We start from the raw sequence: 21,204 nt of genomic DNA, 5'->3' as shown, positions 1-21,204 counted from the left end.
AGGAGGTGCTACTATGAATGTTTTAGAAAAAAACACACAGGTAAACTTTAAGACTAACAGAGACTTGTTAGAGAAGGCTAAAGCTATTATCACAGCGCAAAATCTTGATATGACAGCTAGTTTTAACTTGTTTTTAGAACACATTGTAGAAAATAAAGCCTTGCCATTTGAAACTCAAGTAGACAAAGAAAGAGAAGAACTTCTATCAGGGTTGCGTGCTGAAATTGCCCGTAGCTTTGACGATTTAGAACATGGAAGAACTTACAGCCTTGATGAAGTGAGGGCTAACCTTGGAATTTAACGAGAATGTATATAGCCTGATTATCTCAGAAACGGTACAAGAACAGCTAAGAGGTATTAAAGATTATATCTCAGCTAACTACTTTTCAGAACAGGCAGGAGCAAACACAGTTAAGAATATTCTTTACGGATTGGAACGTCTTGAAGTTTTCCCGGAAGCAGGATTTGATGCTGATGAAAGAGTAGGAGTTATTATATACCCACCCCACAAAACTCGATGCATCATTTTAGGCGATTACCTAGCCTTCTATCATATTTTAGAGGACAGAAAAGCTGTCTTTGTATCAGATATTATTCATAGTAAACAGGACTACATCCGTTTGTTCAAGAAAAAATAGCGCCTTAGGAAGGCGTTTTTGTTTGGGAATTACGTGATATTGATGATATAATATTTTGGCCCCCTCACTTTAAGGAAGGGAGGTGTTACATATGTTAGAAACTTTACTCACAGTGTTTCTAGCTCCGTTACTTATTAACGTGTTATCTGAGCTTTTCAAGTTATGGCTTAAGAAACGTAAGAAGTAATGGTTAACCCTTTTAGAGGGTAGCAAAAAACCCCATCGGTGGCACGGTGGGGCTTTTTTAGTTACATATGCTGTAACTTTACTCACATTGTAAGTTCATTCTAACACAACCCTTTCGATATTTCAAGCTTTTGTTTTGATATTTCCTCCGAGCTTATTCAACAATTCTAGAACACTGAAGTTTGTGGTTTGAGTTTATTACATTGAAATTACTAGACTCCATTCTACAGGTTAGATGATGAAAAAACTATTTTACACGCAATATCTAATATAGTGAAAAAAATACGACATCGGTTAACTAGAGTGTGCAGTAAAGTGCTAAAATTACCTGATTCAAATCAGTTTTACAAAAAAGATTGTAGGACGAGTAGAATTTGAATTGAAATATAAGATAATTAACAAAAAGAAAAAACGCTGATCAAGCGTTTTTCTTCTGTATTGATTCGTATTGAATGCTTATTTAACTTCTGTAAACACAACGTGTTTGCGAAGTTTTGGTGAGTATTTCTTCAATTGAAGACGGTCTGGAGTGTTACGTTTGTTTTTAGAAGTAAGGTACAAGCGTTCACCAGATTCTTTGTGTTCAAGTGTAATATTTACGCGCATGGTATCTCCCTTCTATTATTCAGCTGATGCAGCTTTAGCGATTTTACGTCCTTTGTAGTATCCTTTAAGTGATACACGGTGAGAACGTGAGTAATCTCCAGTAGTTTCGTCAAAGTTTACAGATGGAGCTGTTACTTTGTAGTGTGTACGACGTTTGTTTTTCTTCGCTTTTGAAGTGCGACGTGCAGGTACTGCCATTTTGATTTCTCCTTTAGGTATTTATATTCGATTCAATCTACTGATTTTCATCAACCATACTAGGATAACACATTTTTTTTGTAAAGTAAAGTTACTTGACAAAAAAAGATGAAAAAATTCTCCTGTCAGACCTAGCAGACAGGAGAAGGTGTTAAATATCAATCTCAAATGGTTCGTCAATGGTTTCTGATACGTATTTTCCGTCTTTCTTCCGTTGTTTGACACATTCTGTAAGGAGATATTCGATTTGCCCATTGACTGAACGAAAGTCATCTTCTGCCCATGATGCGAGTGCAGCGTATAACTTTGTTGAGAGTCGAAGGGGGATATGCTTTTTTTAGCTTCAACCATCTTTAGTAAAGACTTCCTGTGTTGACAATTGGTTGTGCATCATGATTGCCACAGAGGACGACTAGGAGATTTGAAACCATAGCAGCTTTTCGTTCTTCGTCAAGCTCTACCAATTCCCCTTCATTGAGCCGTTCTAGTGCCATTTCAACCATTCCTACAGCACCATCTACAATCATCTTACGGGCATCAATAATGGTAGTAATTTCTGTAGCATAAGCTAGGTAAGTGATACGTGCTTCAAGGATTTCCTAAGCAGTCATTGTCATTTGATGATTTAGCTCCTAAAAAGGAGATTTTGTGCTAACATCACCACTTTGTCCAAGTCGAGTGTGGTTTGCAGGGTTGACTGCTACGCTGAAGGGATTGACAAAGTAAAAGCCAGGTTCTTTGATGGTACCTGTATAGTTACCAAAGAGTGTCAGAACCATAGCCTCCTGAGGTTTGACAACTTTTAAACCAGCATGAGTTAGCGTTGCAATTACGATTAGTAAAGGTCCGATAATAATTCCAAAAATGTTTTCCGAACCAACACCCATTTTAAATATAAAGATACCAAGTACGATTGTCAACTCAATGAGAATCAATGCTAATACACCATTTGGTTATGAATTGATTAGTTTTTCAGTCATAAGAATGACCTCTGTTATTTGATATCTAAATGATATCATTTTGTTTTTAAAAATTAATAGAAAGTTGACAAATAATCACTAAAAAGTTTCAGCCCAATAATTACTTGTAGTAGGTGAGATTATATTGTGCTGAAATACTCTTTTATTCTTATAACTTTTACACTATAATTGTAGTTAGAAAGGAAGAGAAATGTTTGATTATAGAGCACTAGTTATTTTGATGACTTTGATGGATCATTGTGAGCTATCATTATATGAATTATCTGTTAAGGTGAGCTTACCTATAAAGGAAGTCAAAGAAGGAATAGATTATTTAGTGCCTTATCTAGCTAATAAAGGGATAGTGCTGGATAAAAAACAAGGTCGCTATAGTTTATCAAATCGTACGAAGCAGTCTTTGACAGATATTATTAAGTCGGATGAATTGGTTTTACCAAAGTCGACTCGCTTAGCATTAATCTATCTTTACACTTTTTGCCGATTAGATTTTATATCGAATAATCATTACCAAGACTTTTTGAAAGTAAGTAAGAATACAACCTTATCTGATATTCAATCATTAAGAAAGATTATGTTAGATAATGATTTGGAGCTAGGGTACAGTAGAGCAAAAGGTTATACTTTACACGGTTCAGAGTGGAATAAGCACCGTTTAGCTTTTCAAATGGTTAGTGAGTTGCTGGAATCCTCCATAGGGATTTGGGGGTTGGATTATGTTTTATCCAGTTGGGGGTATTCATTAACTTATGATTTGATTGATCAGGTAGTTAAAGATTATTATGAAAAGCTACAGATAGTACCTATTGTTAATCAATTAAAAGTTTGCCTTTTCGGTTTAGTATTCATTATATGTAGGTATCAAAGGGATGTTGAAAGAGTATGTCTTTCAGAGACACTAGTATCTCCTATTATTCAAGATATAACGACTATTTTATTAGATACAGTAGTTGATTTGGGAATTATAGATACGGTATTTTCAGAGGATGATTATCGCTATGTCACAGTTTTATTATCAAGTTGCTTTGAAGGTGAAGTAGATGTTGCTCCGGTTTACTTTAATCAATTAACAGAGGCTATTATAAGTAGAATGGAAGATATTTCTTTGTTACATTTTAAACAAAGAGAAGTATTGAGAGAAAATCTTCGCCGTCACCTTATACCGGCTTACTATAGATTAAAGTTCGGCTTACCTAGCTCAAATGAATATGTGTTGCATGTTAAAGAACATTATCCTGATTTATTTGAACTAGTAAAAGATTCTTTGACTCCCTTGATGGACGCTATTGACAAGCCCATACCTGATAGTGAAACAGCATATTTTGTTATCCATTTTGGAGGATATTTAAAGAAAGCAGACAATTTGCCTCAAAAATGTTATAAAGCAGCAATTATCTGTCCTAATGGAATTAGTTCTTCATTGATGATAAAAGAGAATCTATTAGCATTATTCCCTCAAATTGAGTTTATAGGAACCTCAAAGATTGATGATTTATATGCGAAAACTAGTAGTGACTATGATATGGTTTTTTCTACTATAAAGGTGGATACAGAGAAGCCAAATTATCTAGTTTCTGTTATGATGACGGAAGAACAAACAACACAGTTAGTTGAATTGGTATCAAAAGATTTCCCAGATACAGGTTATCGAGATATTGAGCTTAATCAGATAATTAGCATAGTAAGACGATATAGTGTAATCACACAAGAATTAGAGTTAAAATTAGCATTAAAGAGGTATCTCTATCAAGAAATGAACAGAAAGGAAGTGTTACCATTGTTAGAAGAATTAATTACAAAAGAAACTTATCAGGTTAGTTCGGAAAAATTAGGATGGAAGGAGGCAATTCGTTTAGCAGCTAAACCGCTTTTGGATCAACATAAGATAACTGAGAACTACCCTGAGGCAATGATTCAAAAAGTAGAAGAGTTTGGGCCTTTTATTAATTTAGGGAAGGGAGTAGCAATTCCTCACGCTCGGCCAGATGAAGGTGTGAATGAAATAGGAATGTCAATGTTAGTTTTGGAAGAACCGATTTATTTATTGGATAATCCAGAACAGGAGGTAAGATTGTTGATTTGTATTGCAGCCATTGATAATGAGAGTCATTTAAAGGCTTTGTCACATTTAACAACAATTTTAAGAGATAAAAATCATGTTCAAACTTTAATATCATCAAAAAACTATGATGACATTGAAATGATAATTAAACAGGAGGATTAGATAATGTTAAGAATTGGTACAGCTTGTGGTTCAGGATTAGGTTCAAGTTTTATGGTACAGATGAATATTGAATCTGTATTGAGTGATTTGAATGTTTCAGATGTAGAAGTTGAACACTATGATTTAGGTGGAGCAGATCCAAATGCAGCTGATATTTGGATTGTGGGTCGTGATCTAGCTGATTCAGCTAGTCATCTTGGAGATGTTCGTATCTTAAATAGTATTATTGATATGGATGAACTACGAGAATTAATTACTAAACTTTGTGAAGAAAAAGGACTTATTTAGGAGGCTAGCGTCATGATGAAGTTCATATTGGATATTGTTAGTACACCAGCTATTTTAGTAGCTTTAATTGCAATCTTAGGATTAGTTCTTCAGAAGAAGAAATTACCTGATATTATTAAAGGTGGAATTAAGACCTTTGTTGGTTTCTTAGTTGTATCTGGTGGTGCAGGAATTGTACAAAATTCTTTGAATCCATTTGGTACCATGTTTGAACATGCTTTTCATTTATCTGGAGTTGTACCGAATAATGAAGCAATTGTAGCTGTAGCTTTAACCACATATGGCTCAGCTACTGCAATGATTATGTTTGCAGGTATGGTATTCAATATCTTAATTGCTCGTTTTACTCGATTCAAATATATCTTTTTAACAGGGCACCACACTCTATATATGGCGTGTATGATTGCGGTCATTTTATCAGTTGCTGGCTTTACAAGTTTGCCTCTTATCTTACTAGGTGGATTAGCGCTCGGTATTATTATGAGTATTTCCCCAGCATTTGTGCAAAAATATATGGTTCAATTAACTGGAAATGACAAGGTGGCTTTAGGTCATTTCAGTTCTTTGGGATATTGGTTGAGTGGTTTTACTGGTAGCCTTATCGGTGACAAATCAAAATCAACAGAGGACATTAAATTTCCAAAGAGTTTAGCTTTTTTACGTGATAGTACTGTTAGCATTACTTTATCTATGGCAGTTATTTACATTATTGTAGCTATCTTTGCAGGGTCAGAATATATAGAAAAAGAAATCAGTAATGGTACAAGTGGTCTAGTTTATGCTTTACAATTAGCAGGTCAATTTGCAGCAGGTGTATTTGTTATTTTAGCAGGTGTTCGCCTTATTTTGGGTGAAATTGTTCCAGCCTTTAAAGGTATTTCAGAGCGTCTTGTACCTAATTCAAAACCTGCTTTGGATTGTCCGATTGTTTATACTTATGCACCTAATGCAGTCCTAATTGGATTTATCTCTAGTTTTGTTGGTGGTTTAGTAAGTATGGCAATTATGATTGCTTCAGGAACGGTTGTCATCTTACCAGGCGTTGTGCCTCATTTCTTCTGTGGAGCGACTGCAGGTGTCATTGGGAATGCATCTGGTGGTGTTCGTGGAGCCACTATTGGAGCATTTTTACAAGGTATTTTAATTAGTTTTCTTCCAGTCTTTTTAATGCCAGTTTTGGGAGGACTTGGTTTCCAAGGGTCAACTTTCTCAGATGCAGATTTTGGTCTATCAGGAATTATTTTAGGAATGTTGAATCAATTTGGCTCACAAGCAGGCATTGTTATTGGTCTTGTTCTTATTCTAGCAGTTATGTTTGGAGTATCCTTTATTAAAAAGCCATCTGCAAAGGAGGAATAAGGGATGATTTTAAGTGAAAATAGAGAAGATGAGTTAAGAAAATTTGCAACAAAAATCCGATTAAATACTCTTAGAACATTGAATCATCTTGGATTCGGCCATTATGGAGGGAGTCTGTCTATAGTAGAAGTTTTAGCAGTGCTTTATGGTGAAATAATGCCGATGACTCCAGAAATATTTGCGTCACGAGATAGAGATTATTTTGTTTTATCCAAGGGACATGCTGGACCAGCTTTGTACAGCACACTCTATTTGAATGGTTTCTTTGACAAAGAATTCTTATATTCTTTAAATACAAATGGAACCAAATTACCGTCTCATCCTGATAGAAATCTAACGCCGGGCATAGATATGACAACTGGCTCTTTAGGACAGGGAATTAGTGTTGCAACCGGACTTGCATATGGTCAGAGAATAAGAAAAAGTCCCTTTTACACCTATGCTATTGTTGGAGATGGTGAGTTAAATGAGGGACAATGTTGGGAGGCTATACAGTTTGCTTCTCATCAACAGTTATCTAATTTAATTGTATTTGTAGACGATAACAAAAAACAATTAGATGGTTTTACAAAGGATATTTGTAATCCAGGTGATTTTGTAGAAAAATTCTCAGCATTTGGATTTGAATCCATTAGGGTCAATGGTTCAGATATTAGAGAAATTTATGAAGGGATTAACCAATTAAAACAGTCAAATAATTCATCACCTAAGTGTATTGTATTAGACACTATAAAAGGTCAAGGAGTTCGAGAGCTGGAAGAAATGAAATCCAATCATCATCTTCGCCCTACTGTAGAGGAGAGACAAATGTTAACTTCAGTTGTAGAAAGATTAAGTCAGGAATTGGAGGAAACAGAATGATGAGAAGTACGAAAGAATTACGACATGTGTATAGAGATTTCCTTCTAGAGGCTAACCAAAGTTATTCTGATATAGTAGTTTTAGAAGCAGACTTGTCAAGTTCGATGGCTACTAATAATCTTGAAAAGGACTTTGGAGACCGTTATGTGAATGTTGGGATCATGGAAGCAGAAATGGTCGGGCTTGCAGCAGGTTTATCTATTCAGGGGTTTAGACCTTATCTTCATACATTTGGCCCTTTTGCTTCACGAAGAGTATTTGATCAATTATTTATTTCTCTTGGGTACGCACAATTGGATGCCACTGTGATTGGCTCAGATGCAGGAGTAACGGCAGAGATGAATGGTGGAACACATATGCCATTTGAAGAAATTGGATTGTTACGTTTAATTCCTAAATCAATCATTTTTGAAGCAACTGATGATATCCAATTTCGTGAAATCTTGAACCAGACATTAGAATTAAAAGGACTAAAATATATTCGAACAATTAGAAAAGCTCCAGAGGCTGTATATCAAGGTGGAGAAGATTTTTCTAAAGGCTACATTGAGTTAAGACACGGTGAAGATGTTGTAATAGTTGCTTCTGGCATAATGGTTGCTCCAAGTATTCGAGTTGCGGATGAACTGTCTAAATTAGGTTATTCAGTAGGTGTGATAGATTTATTTAGAATCAAACCGATACCAGAACAGATAAAAACAATGTTAAGCGGAAAAACTATATTTACTGTAGAAAACCACAATCAGATAGGTGGAATTGGCAGTGCTTTATGTGAATTATTCTCTGATGATGGAATAACAAAAATTCATCGGATGGGTGTTCAAGAAAGATTCGGTCAAGTAGGGAAAATGGATTATCTTCTTAATGAGTATGGTTTGAGTGAATCGAATATAAAAGAGAAAGTTTTAGCGTTTTATAATGCAAGATAGATATTAAATACACTTATCTGAAAGAACTTCTGTAAAAATTACATTACGTTATTTAAAGCGAGCGGATTAAAAGCATATTCTGGTAATCAGAAAGTGCCCTGATCCGCTTTGTTGTTTTTAATTTAAAATGTTTATATGTGTATAGAATTTTCTGAAAATTCAAGAATTTTCTTCTGTTCATTGCCTTTAAAATGTGCTATAATAGTAAAAACTGAAATGGGAGGGAACAAATGACTGAATTAGCTAAACGTCATCGCAGTAGCATTTATGACAGCATGGTAAAATCACCAAACCGTGCCATGCTTCGTGCGACTGGTATGACAGATAAGGACTTTGAAACACCGATTGTTGGGGTTATTTCGACTTGGGCGGAAAATACACCATGTAACATCCACTTGCATGATTTTGGGAAATTAGCCAAAGAAGGTGTCAAATCGGCAGGTGCTTGGCCTGTGCAGTTTGGGACTATCACTGTAGCGGATGGGATTGCCATGGGAACGCCTGGTATGCGTTTCTCTTTGACATCTCGTGATATCATTGCAGACTCAATCGAGGCGGCTATGGGAGGCCACAACGTGGATGCCTTCGTCGCTATCGGTGGCTGTGACAAGAACATGCCTGGTTCTATGATTGCCATTGCTAATATGGATATCCCAGCTATTTTCGCCTATGGTGGAACGATTGCACCGGGAAATCTTGATGGCAAAGACATTGACTTGGTTTCTGTTTTTGAGGGTATCGGAAAATGGAATCACGGTGATATGACGGCTGAGGACGTGAAACGTCTTGAATGTAATGCCTGCCCTGGCCCTGGTGGCTGTGGTGGTATGTATACTGCTAATACCATGGCGACAGCTATCGAAGTTCTCGGTATGAGTTTGCCAGGCTCTTCATCTCATCCAGCTGAATCAGCTGATAAGAAAGAAGACATCGAAGCAGCGGGACGTGCTGTTGTTAAGATGTTGGAGCTCGGTCTCAAGCCATCAGATATCTTGACTCGTGAAGCCTTTGAGGATGCTATCACTGTAACTATGGCTCTCGGTGGTTCTACAAATGCCACTCTTCACTTGCTTGCCATTGCCCATGCTGCTAATGTTGACTTGTCACTTGAGGACTTCAATACGATACAAGAACGTGTGCCTCACTTGGCCGACTTGAAACCATCTGGTCAGTATGTCTTCCAAGACCTCTACGAAGTCGGTGGTGTGCCTGCGGTTATGAGATATCTCTTGGCAAATGGTTTCCTTCATGGAGACCGCATCACATGTACTGGTAAGACTGTTGCTGAGAACTTAGCTGACTTTGCAGACCTCACACCAGGTCAAAAAGTTATTATGCCACTTGAAAATCCAAAACGTGCAGATGGTCCGCTTATCATCTTGAACGGGAACCTTGCTCCTGACGGTGCAGTTGCCAAGGTATCAGGTGTGAAAGTGCGTCGTCACGTTGGGCCGGCTAAAGTCTTTGACTCAGAAGAAGATGCTATCCAGGCTGTTTTGACAGATGAAATCGTTGATGGCGATGTAGTCGTTGTTCGTTTCGTTGGACCTAAAGGTGGTCCTGGTATGCCTGAGATGCTGTCACTTTCATCAATGATCGTTGGTAAAGGTCAAGGAGACAAGGTGGCCCTCTTGACAGATGGTCGTTTCTCTGGTGGTACTTATGGTCTGGTTGTTGGACATATCGCCCCTGAAGCTCAGGATGGTGGACCGATTGCTTACCTTCGTACAGGCGATATCGTTACGGTTGACCAAGATACTAAAGAAATTTCTATGGCCGTATCCGAAGAAGAACTTGAAAAACGAAAAGCAGAAACAACCTTGCCACCACTTTATAGCCGTGGTGTCCTTGGTAAATATGCCCATATCGTATCATCTGCTTCACGCGGAGCCGTGACAGACTTCTGGAATATGGACAAGTCAGGTAAAAAATAAACTCAAAAAGCAAGCCAATCTCGGCTTGCTTCTTTTCATCTTCAAAAGTGATTTGCCTGCTTAACGAGGTGGTAGTCCAAGGGCAATACGGCCGTAGCGACTAATTCGTGTGATCTTCCAAGCAGGCGACCAGGTAACTTCAACCTTGACATCTTCGATCCCCTCTATTTGTTTCAGACCTGCAACGATTTCGATAGGTAAACTTTCTGCACAATCGCAGGCGGTGTCGGTGAAGGTCATGACAATCTTACAGAGCCCTGTTTCATCCAGATTGATTTCATAAATCAGCCCTAGATTGTAAACATCCAATTCCACATCTGTATCAAAAACCTTCTCTAGTTTTTCGATAATTTGGTCTTGTATGGCCAAAGCGCGGTCATTGATTTTGATATCGTCTCTCATTACAGTCCCTCCACATGATAAATATCCTCTATTTTCTCATAATTCTGACAATTTGGCAAGTTTTTGATGAATTTTCTGAAAAAATATGATAATATAAAGAAAACACTGAATCAAGGGGAAGCCTATGGAGCAGATTGGAAAAGTCTTTAGACAATTACGAGAGTCAAGAAATATCTCGCTGAGACAAGCAACTGGGGGACAATTTTCGCCGTCTATGTTATCTCGCTTTGAAACAGGTCAGAGTGAGCTTTCGGTGGAAAAGTTCTTATTTGCCCTAGAAAATATATCTGCTAGTGTAGAGGAAATTCTCTTTCTGGCGAGAGGTTTTCAGTATGATACAGATTCTGAGTTGAGAAAAGAAATCATAGATGTCTTGGATCCAAAGAATATAGCTCCGCTTGAGGACTTGTATCGCAGGGAGTATCAAAAGCATGCCCATTCTCACAATAAACAGAAACATATTCTAAATGCCATTATTATCAAGTCTTATATGAAGAGCATGGATGAAAGGGTAGAGTTAACAGCAGAGGAAGGGAAAGTTCTTCATGATTATTTGTTTTCTACCGAGATTTGGGGAATCTATGAACTCAATTTATTTTCAGTCAGTTCACCATTTCTATCTGTTTCTCTTTTCACTAGGTATGTTAGAGAGATGGTACGTAAATCTGATTTCCTAATGGAAATGTCTGGCAATCGAAACCTTTTTCACACTATACTATTGAATGGCTTTTTAGCCAGCATTGAGTGTGAAGAATTTACCAATGCCTCTTATTTTAAACGTGTTATCGAAGAGCATTTCTACAATGAAAATGAAACCTATTTCCGAATTGTCTATTTGTGGGCGGAAGGTCTCCTTGATAGCAAGCAAGGTAGAGTCAAGGAAGGCCAGAAAAAGATGGAAGATGCTGTCCATATTTTTGAGATGCTTGGCTGTAATAAATCTGCCGAATACTATAGAAATACGACCGATTGTTGAATATCTGCAAACTAAGAAAATCATTTGAAATTTTAAGCGATAGAATTGTTGACCTCTCTCGTGTCACTGGAGAAATTCTATCGTTTCTTTTTGCTCATTTTATTTGTTGCATATATTCAAAAGTTTTTCCTCTAAAATTTCTAAGTGCTATACTATAGTCATACTTCACATAAAACTTATACTCTTCGAAAATCAAATTCAAACCACGTCAGCTTCACCTTGCCGTACTCAAGTACAGCCTTCGGCTAGCTTCCTAGTTTGCTCTTTGATTTTCATTGAGTATTTGAACAAGAAGGGAGATTACCTATGAAACTATTGTTCAGAAATCAAGCTTATCGTCTCTTGACTTTGTCACGCTTCTTCAATGCTTTTGGTGCTTCAATTTTCAATCTGGTCTTTATCGTTTATGCATCGACCTTGCCACAAGCCTCTTTTGCGGTTGCTATGGCGAATATTGTCATGATTCTTCCGACTCTCTTTACAGTTTTTGTAGGGATTCGGGCAGATTATACGAGGGACAAGGTCAAATGGATGACCTATAGCGGTTTGTTTCAGGCGGTTTTATTTTTTCTGGCAGCCCTAGTTGTTCAGCAAGCTAGTCTCTTTGCCTTTTCTAGCCTGTGTTTAATCAATGTCATTAGTGATGTCATTAGTGATTTTGCTGGTGGTTTGCGAATGCCTCTCGTTAAGGAAAAAGTAGCTGAAGAGGATTTGATGGAAGCCTATTCTTTTTCACAGTTCATCACCTATATTTCAGCTATTGGTGGTCAAGCTTTTGGAGTCTGGCTCTTAGGTCTATCGGTTAACAATTTTTCTCTCGTTGCAGGAATCAATGCTTGTTTTTTCCTCATATCAGCTTCTGTTCTCTTTTTAGGAAGAAGCAAATTAAGCCTGTCAATTTCATCTGCTGATGGTGAAAACCTAAAAAATGAGAAGCTATCTATCAAAGAGCAGTTCCTAACAATTTACCGAAATTTACGCCTTGTTTTTCTTAAAAGTGGACAGAAAAACTTTGGTTTTATGCTCTTTGCAGTCTTGCTTATCAATGCCTTGGGTGGCGCTTTAGGAAGCATCTATAACATCTTCTTTTTGAGCTATTCTCTCTTGAATTTTTCTTACACAGAGGCACTATTTATCAGTCAAGTTTGTGCTTTAGCTGCAGTCATCATCAGTAGCCTTACTGGTAATGATTATTTTGGGAAGCAGTCTTTGCCTAGATTGATGATGTGGGCGACATTAGGAGTCAGTCTAGTTGGTCTGGCTAACTTATTCAATCAAGTTGTGCTTGGTTTACTATTTCTCTTTTTTACTCTCTATGTGTCTGGTAAAGTTGCACCAAAGATTAATGCCATGCTCCTGAAAAATCTAGCTCCGGAGGTTTTAGCTCGTACCAGTAATTTTTTAGGTTTATTGTTTACCTTATCCATACCTGTGGGAACAGCTTGTTTTTCACTTATAGCTGTATGGAATATACAGTTGACTTGGATGCTATTTGTTGGTCTTTCCTTGCTAGCTATTCTTTTGACAGTTATTAATCTCAAAAATGATATCTAATACCCTTCGAAAATCTCTTCAAACCACGTCAACGTTGCCTTGCCGTAGGTATGGTTACTGACTTCGTCAGTTCTATCTACAACCTCAAAACACTGTTTTGAGCAACCTGCGGCTAGTTTCCTAGTTTGCTCTTTGATTTTCATTGAGTATAAATCCTAATTTTATTCATACTGTTTTAATCCCTCTATTTATGGTAAAATAAGACTATTAAGTTTAAAGAGGATTCCCTATGAAATTACAAAAACCAAAAGGAACGCAGGATATCTTGCCTGCTGAATCTGCCAAATGGCAGTACGTTGAGGGCTTTGCCCGTGAGATTTTCAAGCGCTATAACTATGCGGAAGTGCGCACACCTATTTTTGAGCACTATGAGGTCATCAGCCGCTCTGTCGGAGATACAACCGATATCGTAACCAAGGAAATGTACGATTTCTATGATAAGGGTGACCGTCATATCACACTTCGTCCAGAAGGAACTGCGCCCGTTGTCCGTTCCTATGTGGAAAATAAACTCTTCGCACCAGAAGTGCAAAAGCCAAGTAAGTTCTACTATATGGGCCCTATGTTCCGCTATGAGCGTCCACAGGCAGGGCGTTTGCGCCAATTCCACCAGATTGGTGTTGAGTGCTTTGGCTCTAGTAATCCAGCTACCGATGTGGAAACCATCGCTATGGCAGCTCATTTCTTGAAAGAAATCGGCATCCAAGGTGTCAAATTGCACCTCAACACGCTTGGAAATCCTGAGAGCCGTGCGGCTTATCGTCAGGCCTTGATTGACTATTTGACACCGCTTAAGGAGACTTTATCTAAGGATAGCCAACGCCGTTTGGAGGAAAATCCTCTCCGTGTCTTGGACTCTAAGGAAAAAGAAGACAAGGTAGCAGTAGAGAATGCGCCTTCTATCTTGGACTTCCTTGATGAAGAAAGCCAAGCACACTTTGATGCTGTGCGTCAGATGTTGGAAAATCTTGGAGTAGACTATATCATCGATACCAATATGGTGCGTGGTCTGGACTACTACAACCACACCATTTTCGAGTTTATCACTGAGATTGAGGGCAATGACCTGACAGTCTGTGCGGGTGGTCGTTACGATGGTTTGGTTTCTTACTTTGGAGGCCCGGAAACTGCTGGATTTGGTTTTGGACTTGGTGTAGAGCGCCTGCTTCTCATTCTTGAAAAGCAAGGTGTTGCTCTTCCTATCGAAAACGCCCTAGATGTCTATATCGCAGTCTTGGGTGATGGAGCAAATGTAAAAGCCCTAGAACTAGTCCAAGCTCTTCGCCAACAAGGTTTCAAAGCAGAGCGTGATTACCTTAACCGTAAACTCAAAGCTCAGTTCAAGTCAGCTGATGTCTTTGCAGCTAAGACCCTCATCACCCTAGGTGAGAGTGAAGTCGAAAGCGGACAAGTAACGGTCAAGAACAACCAAACCCGAGAAGAAGTGGAAGTTGCGCTTGAGACAATCAGCCAAAACTTCTCAGAAATCTTTGAAAAACTAGGCTTTTAATAGCAGATAAACTGGTCAGGAATCTATTCCTGACCTTTTTCTTTTGCAAAATGACAAAAATCATAAACTTTTTGACAAATATGCTTGTCAAAAAGAAAAAGATGTGTTACAATATAAGCAAGTTAAGAGAAAAGGAGAAAGGAATGCTTAAAAATCGTCTAAAAGAGCTGCGGGCTCGCGATGGCCTCAATCAAACCGACCTAGCTAAGCTAGCAGGGGTTTCCAGACAGACCATTAGTCTACTAGAACGGGATGAGTACACCCCATCCATTATCATTGCCCTGAAAATATCTCAAATTTTCAACGAAACAGTCGAATCGGTATTTCGTTTGGAGGAGGACGAGTGATGAATAAGTTTAAAGTGATTTATTATGTAGTTGCCATAGCTCTATTAATCAGCGTATTTCTACTGATTGGGATAGACTTAGGTTGGTTTAGTCCCTATCAAAGCGACCAATTTGTTTGGGCCTACTTTGCCCTCATCCCAGTCGTTGACTGGATTGAAAAGAAAGCAAACAATTTAGCAAGTGAAAAAGGAGAATGAATATGAAAAAGAAAAATAAACGTGTCTTGTTATTTTTAATTCCTGTTGTCTTGGGAGCTTTCTTGTACATGTTTGTAGATATGTTGAAGGCTGGTGCCGAATCCCACGGAATTATGTTAGATGTAAAAGTCTTGCTACCCTGGATATCAGCTATTGGTTTACTATTAGGTTTTGTTGGTATTCTTTTGACGTTCAATTTCTTAAAGAAAAGCAGAAAATTTCACTCCCTGTATCAAGAGGAAATAGATGATGATCTGAATGAAACCTATTATGTGCAAATGTATCGTAATCTTGAGTTTGGAAACATTACTTCTAATATTACAAGTGTAGCGATTTTATTGGCTCTTGTCATCTCAGGTAGTGAAGTAATTGTACTCGATGTAAGTCGTATAACATTTTCCCTTTCCTTTTTGGAATTAGTGCTGTTCTTGCAGAGTCAAAAATATCTTTCTAAAACAATTGCGATTGTTCGTCAGTTTGATTTGGATCTTTTCTCTACACCAAAGGAGGTCTTGAACTATATTAATTCTTATGATGAAGGGGAGCGTCAGGCTAATTTGGAACAGAGTTTTCGAATTTTATTCCAATTACATCAGTATGTCTTGCCAACCTTGTACTTTCTGATTGCTCTCTTTTCCTTACTGACAGGAGAGATTCAGCTACTAGCTTTCGTACTTGTCGGAGCCATCCATGTTTATATCAATGTGATGCAGTTACCTATGGTAAAACGCTATTTCAAATAAAGGAGTTTCTATGATTCGTGTTGAAAATGTAAGCAAAAGTTTTGGGAGCAAAAAAGCTCTTCATCAGATTTCTTTTGAGATTAAGGAGGGTGAAATCTTTGGTTTTCTTGGCCCTTCTGGCTCAGGTAAAACAACCATGATCAATGTCTTAACAGGACAGTTGGCTGCAGATCAAGGTAAAACAGTTTTGTTAGGCAAGAATTCTCAAGATTTAACCTCAAATGATTTGGAACAAATTGGTATTGTTAGTGATGGCAGTGGTTTTTATGAAAAGATGAGTCTTTATAAAAATCTTCTCATCTATGCTAAGTTATATGGCCTCAAGGCAGATAGAGTAGTTCAGGTGCTTCAACAGGTTGGATTGGCAGATGCTAAAGATATTATCGCAGAAAAACTATCTACTGGAATGAAACAACGAATGTTCTTGGCTCGTGCCCTTCTTAATGCTCCTAAGATTCTCTTTCTAGATGAGCCAACCAGTGGTTTAGACCCTACAACATCTAAGATGGTTCATACCCTACTTCAAGAATTAAAGCAGGCGGGGACAACTATCTTTCTGACCACGCATGATATGAATGAAGCAACTCTGCTTTGTGATCGCTTATCTCTTTTGAATAAGGGGAACTTAATAGAGTATGGAAGTCCGCAAGATATTATCCAGAAGTACCATGTGGATAAGAAAGTACGTGTGGTTTATAACGACGGACGAGAACAGATAGTTCCATTTGATGAATTACCACATTTAGACACGACAGATTTGATGGTGGTTCACTCTTGTGAGCCAACTTTAGAAGAAATCTTTATCAGATTGACAGGAGAAAAGTTAGATGTTTAGAAAATTAAATGCCCTACTATGGTTAAGAGTGCAAGTTCTTATCAGCAATTCAACTTTGTTGGCGACTCTATTGATGCCTTTTGGAATAGCTGTTCTATATAATGAATTCTTCAATAAGAATGGAGAATTGAGTATGTTTCTCCTCTCTTCGAGTTTGACGATGGTCTTGAGTATGGGAAGTGGTTATATGGTATCGATTATGATGGCAGAAGATAAGGAAAAGCGCAATCTTAAATCACTCATCCTAAGTGGTGTGACAGCAACAGAATATACTTTCAGTATGCTTGTTCTCCCTATTTTGATAATGTTATTTGCTATGATTGTACTGCCCATCTATCTTAAAGTAGATCTATCAAGTTACTTATTGGCCTATGTTATCTATTTAATCCTAGCAACTATTAGTATTATTTTTCTCAACCTTTTAATCGGTGCAGTGTCAGATACTCAATCTAAAGCGCAAGTCTATAGTATCTTTCCTATGTTAATCGTCTCTTTTTTACCTATAATTGCTCTTCAAAATGATACGCTTCAGAAAGTGTTGGATTACTCTTTTATTGGTCCAATTGTAAATCTTTTAAATAAAAAAGGTGGGGAAATATCTTTTTCTAATATCGGTATGTTACTTGCCTGGGTACTTGTGTTAGGAATAGCAAACCTCTTTGTATTGAAAAATAGCTATAAAGCAAGATAGGAGATTTATATGAAACTACTTAAAAACCTCGGCTGGTTTCTTCTAGCCATTCTATCTTTTCTGGTTATCTATGGGACCGTTCAAAGTGGGGCTGTAGAAGCTTTGAAACTGGGCGCTTCGCCCTATGCTACTACCTTGCTTTATGTGGCCTTGGCTGGAGTATATGTGTACGTCATTTATAAATGGTACCAGAAAGCTCCTGTTCATATTGAGAAGAGTGGCTTTAACCGATTTATTTGGCTCCCTGCCTTGGTTTGGTTCTTATCTCTGGTTGTCCAGTTTTTCTTGCCAAATGATCCTTCAGTAAATCAACAAACAGCGATAGACTTGACCTTGTCTCAACCCCTTTTCTCATTCTTTGCGGTCGTTATTTTTGCTCCTTTGACGGAAGAGCTTATCTTTAGAGGGATGTTGGCACGCTATCTCTTTCCTAAGCAGGACAATAGTAAACAAACTCTGCTTTTCCTTCTGGTAACAAGTGTTCTATTTGCCTTGATTCATTTCCCAGGAACTTTGCAACAGTTTTTGGTTTATGCTAGTCTAGGATTGAGTTTGGGGCTGGCTTATGTAAGTCGAAAAGGTCTTCTTTACAGCATTTCTCTTCACGCTTTGAATAATTTAGTGAGCTTTTTGATGATTCTCATGCTATAATAGAGTCAGGAGGTCACATGAAACGAGTAATTTTATTAGCAGTGATTCAAGCAGTCGTTCTATTTTTCATCATTGGAGCGCTAGCTTATGCCTTTAAGGGCGATTTCTTCTATAACTATCTAGCAGTCGTCTTTGCCCCTATTGCAGGTGTCTTGCGCTTTGGGACAGCTTACACAACGGAAATTGTCTTGCCTCGAAAGGCAGCCGAAATTGCTGAAAAGCGTAAAGCAGGCAACAATTCAAAATAAAAGAGTCCGATGAACTTCATCGGATTTTTGTATGGGCGTCAATTTTTAGAGTCTTCACTTGATTTTTAAAGACTGGCAAACTTTTCTGATGATTTTCATGAAGAGCCTGCGCTTTTATGGTAAAATAGTAACAGAATAAAAGAGGAGAGAAACAATGAAACGTAGTATGTATGCTGGTCGTGTTCGTGAGGAACACATCGGACAAGAAATGACCTTGAAAGGATGGGTTGGCCGTCGTCGTGACCTTGGTGGTTTGATCTTTATCGATCTTCGTGACCGTGAAGGAATCATGCAGTTGGTTATCAACCCTGAAAAAGTATCTGCAGAGGTTATGGCAACAGCTGAAAGCCTTCGTAGCGAATTTGTTATCGAGGTGACTGGTCAAGTCGCTGCGCGTGAGCAAGCCAATGATAAGTTGCCAACTGGTGCAGTTGAGTTAAACGTGACAGCTCTGACAGTGCTTAATACAGCTAAGACAACCCCATTTGAGATTAAGGATGGCATTGAGGCCAATGACGATACACGTTTGCGTTACCGTTACCTTGACCTTCGTCGTCCAGAAATGTTGGAAAATCTTAAACTTCGTGCCAAGGTGACCCACTCTATCCGCAACTACTTGGATGAGTTGGAGTTTATCGACGTGGAGACACCATTCCTTTCTAAATCAACGCCAGAAGGGGCGCGTGACTACTTGGTGCCATCTCGTGTTAATAAAGGACATTTTTACGCGCTTCCTCAAAGTCCGCAAATCACTAAGCAGTTATTGATGAATGCTGGTTTTGACCGTTACTACCAAATCGTTAAATGTTTCCGTGACGAGGACTTGCGTGGTGACCGCCAGCCTGAGTTCACTCAGGTCGACTTGGAAACGTCTTTCCTTACTGAGCAAGAAATCCAAGATATCACAGAAGGTTTGATTGCGCGCGTGATGAAGGAAACTAAAGGTATCGAAGTAACACTTCCATTCCCTCGTATGAAATACGATGATGCTATGGCTCTTTATGGTTCTGACAAGCCAGATACCCGTTTTGACATGTTGCTTCAGGACTTGACAGAAGTTGTCAAAGGTGTAGACTTTAAAGTATTTTCAGAAGCGCCTGCTGTAAAAGCAATTGTAGTCAAAGGCGCAGCAGATAACTACTCACGTAAAGATATCGACAAGATGACAGAAGTAGCCAAACAGTACGGAGCCAAAGGTCTTGCTTGGGTCAAGGTGGTTGATGGAGAATTAAATGGACCAGTTGCCAAGTTCTTGACTGGCATCCAAGCAGAATTGACAGCAGCGCTTGCTCTTGAAGATAAGGACTTGGTTCTCTTTGTGGCGGATACGCTTGAAGTGGCTAATGCGACTCTTGGTGCCCTTCGTGGACGTATTGCCAAAGAGCTTGGTCTGATTGATAACGATAAATTTAACTTCCTTTGGGTGGTTGACTGGCCAATGTTTGAATGGTCTGAAGAAGAAGGTCGCTACATGAGCGCCCACCATCCATTCACTCTTCCACAGGAAGAGACTGCCCATGAATTAGAAGGTGATTTGGCTAAGGTTCGTGCCATTGCTTACGATATCGTCTTGAACGGTTATGAACTTGGTGGCGGTAGCCTTCGTATTAATCAAAAAGACCTTCAAGAACGCATGTTCAAGGCTCTTGGTTTTTCAGCTGAAGAAGCAAATGACCAGTTTGGCTTCCTTCTTGAAGCCATGGACTATGGTTTCCCACCACACGGTGGCTTGGCTATCGGGCTTGACCGATTTGTCATGCTCTTAGCAGGAGAAGAAAATATTCGTGAAGTTATTGCCTTCCCTAAGAACAACAAGGCAACTGACCCAATGACACAAGCTCCTTCAACAGTAGCTCTCAAACAACTAGAGGAACTCAGCTTACAAGTAGAAGAAGATGAAACAAGCAAAACGAATTAAGCGGTGGCGCTATTATTTGCGCCGCTTTGCTTATCAGATAAAAATTTTACGTGTCTTACAAAGTATCTCTCGCGAAAAATATGATGAGAAGATTTCGGCCTCTCTGGTCTATGGTTTTTTATCAGCAGTAGCGGTCAATTTCTTTTTCCAACCAGGGCATGTGTATTCGAGTGGTGCGACAGGTTTGGCACAGATTATCTCTGCCTTGAGTAATCACTGGTTTGGTTTTCATATCCCGATTTCGCTGACCTTCTATGCCATTAATTTCCCTTTGATGGTCTTGGCTTGGTATCAAATTGGGCATAAGTTCACCGTCTTTACCTTTATAACGGTATCCATGAGTTCCTTCTTTATCCAGTTTGTCCCTGTGGCGACCTTGACGGAGGATCCCATTATCAATGCCCTTTTTGGGGGTGTTGTCATGGGCTTGGGGATTGGTTTTGCTCTTCGCAACAATATCTCCAGTGGTGGGACGGATATCGTCAGCCTGACCATTCGCAAGAAAACGGGTAAGAATGTTGGTAGTATTTCTTTCTTGGTAAATGGAACCATCATGCTGATAGCAGGCTTGACCTTTGGTTGGAAATACGCTCTTTACTCCATGATTACCATCTTTGTCTCTAGCCGTGTGACAGATGCAGTCTTTACCAAGCAAAAACGCATGCAGGCCATGATTGTGACCAATCATCCAGAGAAGGTGATTGAAAAAATCCATAAAAAATTACATCGCGGTGCAACCATGATCCACGATGCAGAAGGAACTTATAATCACGAGAGAAAGGCAATTTTAATCACTGTCATTACACGTGCAGAGTTTAATGAATTTAAACAGATTATGAAACAGGTGGATCCAAGCGCCTTTGTCTCTGTCTCGGAGAATGTTCATATTCTGGGACGGTTCGTTGAAGCAGAAAATTAGTGACCAAAAAAAC

At 38.7% G+C, this 21,204-nt stretch carries 24 protein-coding genes and 1 pseudogene; 20 read left to right on the top strand and 5 right to left on the bottom strand.

Annotation, left to right across the window (positions count from 1 at the left end):
• Positions 1-13: 13 nt before the first annotated feature.
• Together O3664_RS08505 and O3664_RS08500 are read left to right on the top strand one after the other, a co-directional pair.
• Positions 14-301, top strand: a complete 288-nt coding sequence (locus tag O3664_RS08505) for a type II toxin-antitoxin system RelB/DinJ family antitoxin (RefSeq protein ID WP_001101478.1) — start codon at positions 14-16, stop codon at positions 299-301.
• The gene (locus O3664_RS08500) at positions 291-638 is read left to right on the top strand and encodes a type II toxin-antitoxin system RelE/ParE family toxin (protein WP_084923593.1); all 348 of its coding nucleotides are present in this window, start codon (positions 291-293) and stop codon (positions 636-638) included. Before O3664_RS08505 ends, O3664_RS08500 begins: the two co-directional genes overlap by 11 nt.
• A gap of 642 nt (positions 639-1,280) precedes the next feature.
• On the opposite strand, the gene rpmG is transcribed toward O3664_RS08500, so the two are convergent.
• From rpmG to O3664_RS08480, 4 genes and pseudogenes are all read right to left on the bottom strand, one after another.
• Positions 1,281-1,430, bottom strand: a complete 150-nt coding sequence (rpmG, locus tag O3664_RS08495; RefSeq protein WP_001265622.1) for a 50S ribosomal protein L33 — start codon at positions 1,428-1,430, stop codon at positions 1,281-1,283.
• Between the two features lie 15 nt (positions 1,431-1,445).
• Positions 1,446-1,628, bottom strand: coding sequence for a 50S ribosomal protein L32 (rpmF, locus tag O3664_RS08490; protein WP_000290417.1), 183 nt, complete (start codon positions 1,626-1,628; stop codon positions 1,446-1,448).
• A 151-nt stretch (positions 1,629-1,779) separates the two neighbouring features.
• On the bottom strand, positions 1,780-1,956 hold the full coding sequence (locus O3664_RS08485; RefSeq protein WP_033608448.1) for a PTS ascorbate transporter subunit IIC: 177 nt from the start codon (positions 1,954-1,956) through the stop codon (positions 1,780-1,782).
• A gap of 25 nt (positions 1,957-1,981) precedes the next feature.
• Positions 1,982-2,563 (bottom strand): annotated as a pseudogene (locus O3664_RS08480) (hypothetical protein).
• Between the two features lie 235 nt (positions 2,564-2,798).
• Here O3664_RS08480 and O3664_RS08475 point away from each other — a divergent pair.
• From O3664_RS08475 to ilvD, 6 genes are all read left to right on the top strand, one after another.
• Entirely contained in the window at positions 2,799-4,829 is a 2,031-nt protein-coding gene (locus tag O3664_RS08475) for a BglG family transcription antiterminator (protein ID WP_023947575.1), read from the top strand.
• A gap of 3 nt (positions 4,830-4,832) precedes the next feature.
• Positions 4,833-5,117, top strand: coding sequence for a PTS sugar transporter subunit IIB (locus O3664_RS08470; protein WP_023947577.1), 285 nt, complete (start codon positions 4,833-4,835; stop codon positions 5,115-5,117).
• Positions 5,118-5,129: 12 nt separating this feature from the next.
• Positions 5,130-6,476, top strand: coding sequence for a PTS ascorbate transporter subunit IIC (locus tag O3664_RS08465; protein WP_000975289.1), 1,347 nt, complete (start codon positions 5,130-5,132; stop codon positions 6,474-6,476).
• Positions 6,477-6,479: 3 nt separating this feature from the next.
• Positions 6,480-7,337, top strand: a complete 858-nt coding sequence (locus O3664_RS08460; RefSeq protein ID WP_023947579.1) for a transketolase — start codon at positions 6,480-6,482, stop codon at positions 7,335-7,337.
• A complete protein-coding gene (locus O3664_RS08455; RefSeq protein ID WP_023947581.1) occupies positions 7,334-8,266 on the top strand; it encodes a transketolase family protein in 933 nt (310 codons plus the stop codon). Before O3664_RS08460 ends, O3664_RS08455 begins: the two co-directional genes overlap by 4 nt.
• A gap of 230 nt (positions 8,267-8,496) precedes the next feature.
• Positions 8,497-10,200 carry a dihydroxy-acid dehydratase gene (ilvD, locus tag O3664_RS08450; protein WP_023947583.1) on the top strand — a complete coding sequence of 568 codons (1,704 nt, stop codon included), beginning with the start codon at positions 8,497-8,499 and terminating at the stop codon, positions 10,198-10,200.
• Between the two features lie 60 nt (positions 10,201-10,260).
• Here ilvD and O3664_RS08445 read toward each other — a convergent pair whose 3' ends face one another.
• Positions 10,261-10,602, bottom strand: a complete 342-nt coding sequence (locus tag O3664_RS08445; protein WP_023944033.1) for a metal-sulfur cluster assembly factor — start codon at positions 10,600-10,602, stop codon at positions 10,261-10,263.
• A 124-nt stretch (positions 10,603-10,726) separates the two neighbouring features.
• On the opposite strand from O3664_RS08445, the gene rgg reads away from it, so the two are divergent.
• From rgg to O3664_RS08385, 12 genes are all read left to right on the top strand, one after another.
• Positions 10,727-11,578, top strand: coding sequence for a quorum-sensing system transcriptional regulator Rgg (gene rgg, locus O3664_RS08440; protein ID WP_023947586.1), 852 nt, complete (start codon positions 10,727-10,729; stop codon positions 11,576-11,578).
• A 306-nt stretch (positions 11,579-11,884) separates the two neighbouring features.
• On the top strand, positions 11,885-13,132 hold the full coding sequence (locus tag O3664_RS08435) for a transporter (protein WP_023947587.1): 1,248 nt from the start codon (positions 11,885-11,887) through the stop codon (positions 13,130-13,132).
• A 229-nt stretch (positions 13,133-13,361) separates the two neighbouring features.
• A complete protein-coding gene (hisS, locus tag O3664_RS08430) occupies positions 13,362-14,642 on the top strand; it encodes a histidine--tRNA ligase (RefSeq protein WP_176139996.1) in 1,281 nt (426 codons plus the stop codon).
• Positions 14,643-14,785: 143 nt separating this feature from the next.
• Positions 14,786-14,989 carry a helix-turn-helix transcriptional regulator gene (locus O3664_RS08425; protein WP_031237122.1) on the top strand — a complete coding sequence of 68 codons (204 nt, stop codon included), beginning with the start codon at positions 14,786-14,788 and terminating at the stop codon, positions 14,987-14,989.
• Complete coding sequence (locus O3664_RS08420) at positions 14,989-15,186, top strand: hypothetical protein (protein ID WP_084864366.1); 198 nt, start codon at positions 14,989-14,991, stop codon at positions 15,184-15,186. Before O3664_RS08425 ends, O3664_RS08420 begins: the two co-directional genes overlap by 1 nt.
• A 2-nt stretch (positions 15,187-15,188) precedes the next feature.
• On the top strand, positions 15,189-15,929 hold the full coding sequence (locus O3664_RS08415; RefSeq protein ID WP_371613896.1) for a DUF3169 family protein: 741 nt from the start codon (positions 15,189-15,191) through the stop codon (positions 15,927-15,929).
• A 10-nt stretch (positions 15,930-15,939) separates the two neighbouring features.
• Positions 15,940-16,764, top strand: a complete 825-nt coding sequence (locus tag O3664_RS08410) for an ABC transporter ATP-binding protein (RefSeq protein ID WP_371613895.1) — start codon at positions 15,940-15,942, stop codon at positions 16,762-16,764.
• Positions 16,757-17,455: an ABC transporter permease gene (locus tag O3664_RS08405; protein ID WP_045610929.1), complete on the top strand. Its 699-nt coding sequence runs from the start codon at positions 16,757-16,759 to the stop codon at positions 17,453-17,455. The genes O3664_RS08410 and O3664_RS08405 overlap by 8 nt, the downstream gene beginning before the upstream one ends.
• 9 nt (positions 17,456-17,464) lie before the next feature.
• Entirely contained in the window at positions 17,465-18,106 is a 642-nt protein-coding gene (locus tag O3664_RS08400) for a CPBP family intramembrane glutamic endopeptidase (RefSeq protein ID WP_020903389.1), read from the top strand.
• Between the two features lie 17 nt (positions 18,107-18,123).
• A complete protein-coding gene (locus O3664_RS08395; RefSeq protein ID WP_000832185.1) occupies positions 18,124-18,354 on the top strand; it encodes a hypothetical protein in 231 nt (76 codons plus the stop codon).
• Positions 18,355-18,508: 154 nt separating this feature from the next.
• Positions 18,509-20,272: an aspartate--tRNA ligase gene (gene aspS / locus O3664_RS08390; RefSeq protein WP_084928347.1), complete on the top strand. Its 1,764-nt coding sequence runs from the start codon at positions 18,509-18,511 to the stop codon at positions 20,270-20,272.
• Positions 20,250-21,191 carry a YitT family protein gene (locus tag O3664_RS08385; protein ID WP_084928348.1) on the top strand — a complete coding sequence of 314 codons (942 nt, stop codon included), beginning with the start codon at positions 20,250-20,252 and terminating at the stop codon, positions 21,189-21,191. The genes aspS and O3664_RS08385 overlap by 23 nt, the downstream gene beginning before the upstream one ends.
• Positions 21,192-21,204 lie beyond the last annotated feature (13 nt).

The organism is Streptococcus sp. 27098_8_109, from assembly GCF_041432295.1.
GTDB lineage: Bacteria > Bacillota > Bacilli > Lactobacillales > Streptococcaceae > Streptococcus.
Note: the sequence above shows the minus strand (reverse complement) of the source record. Positions and strands in the feature narration are given on the sequence as shown.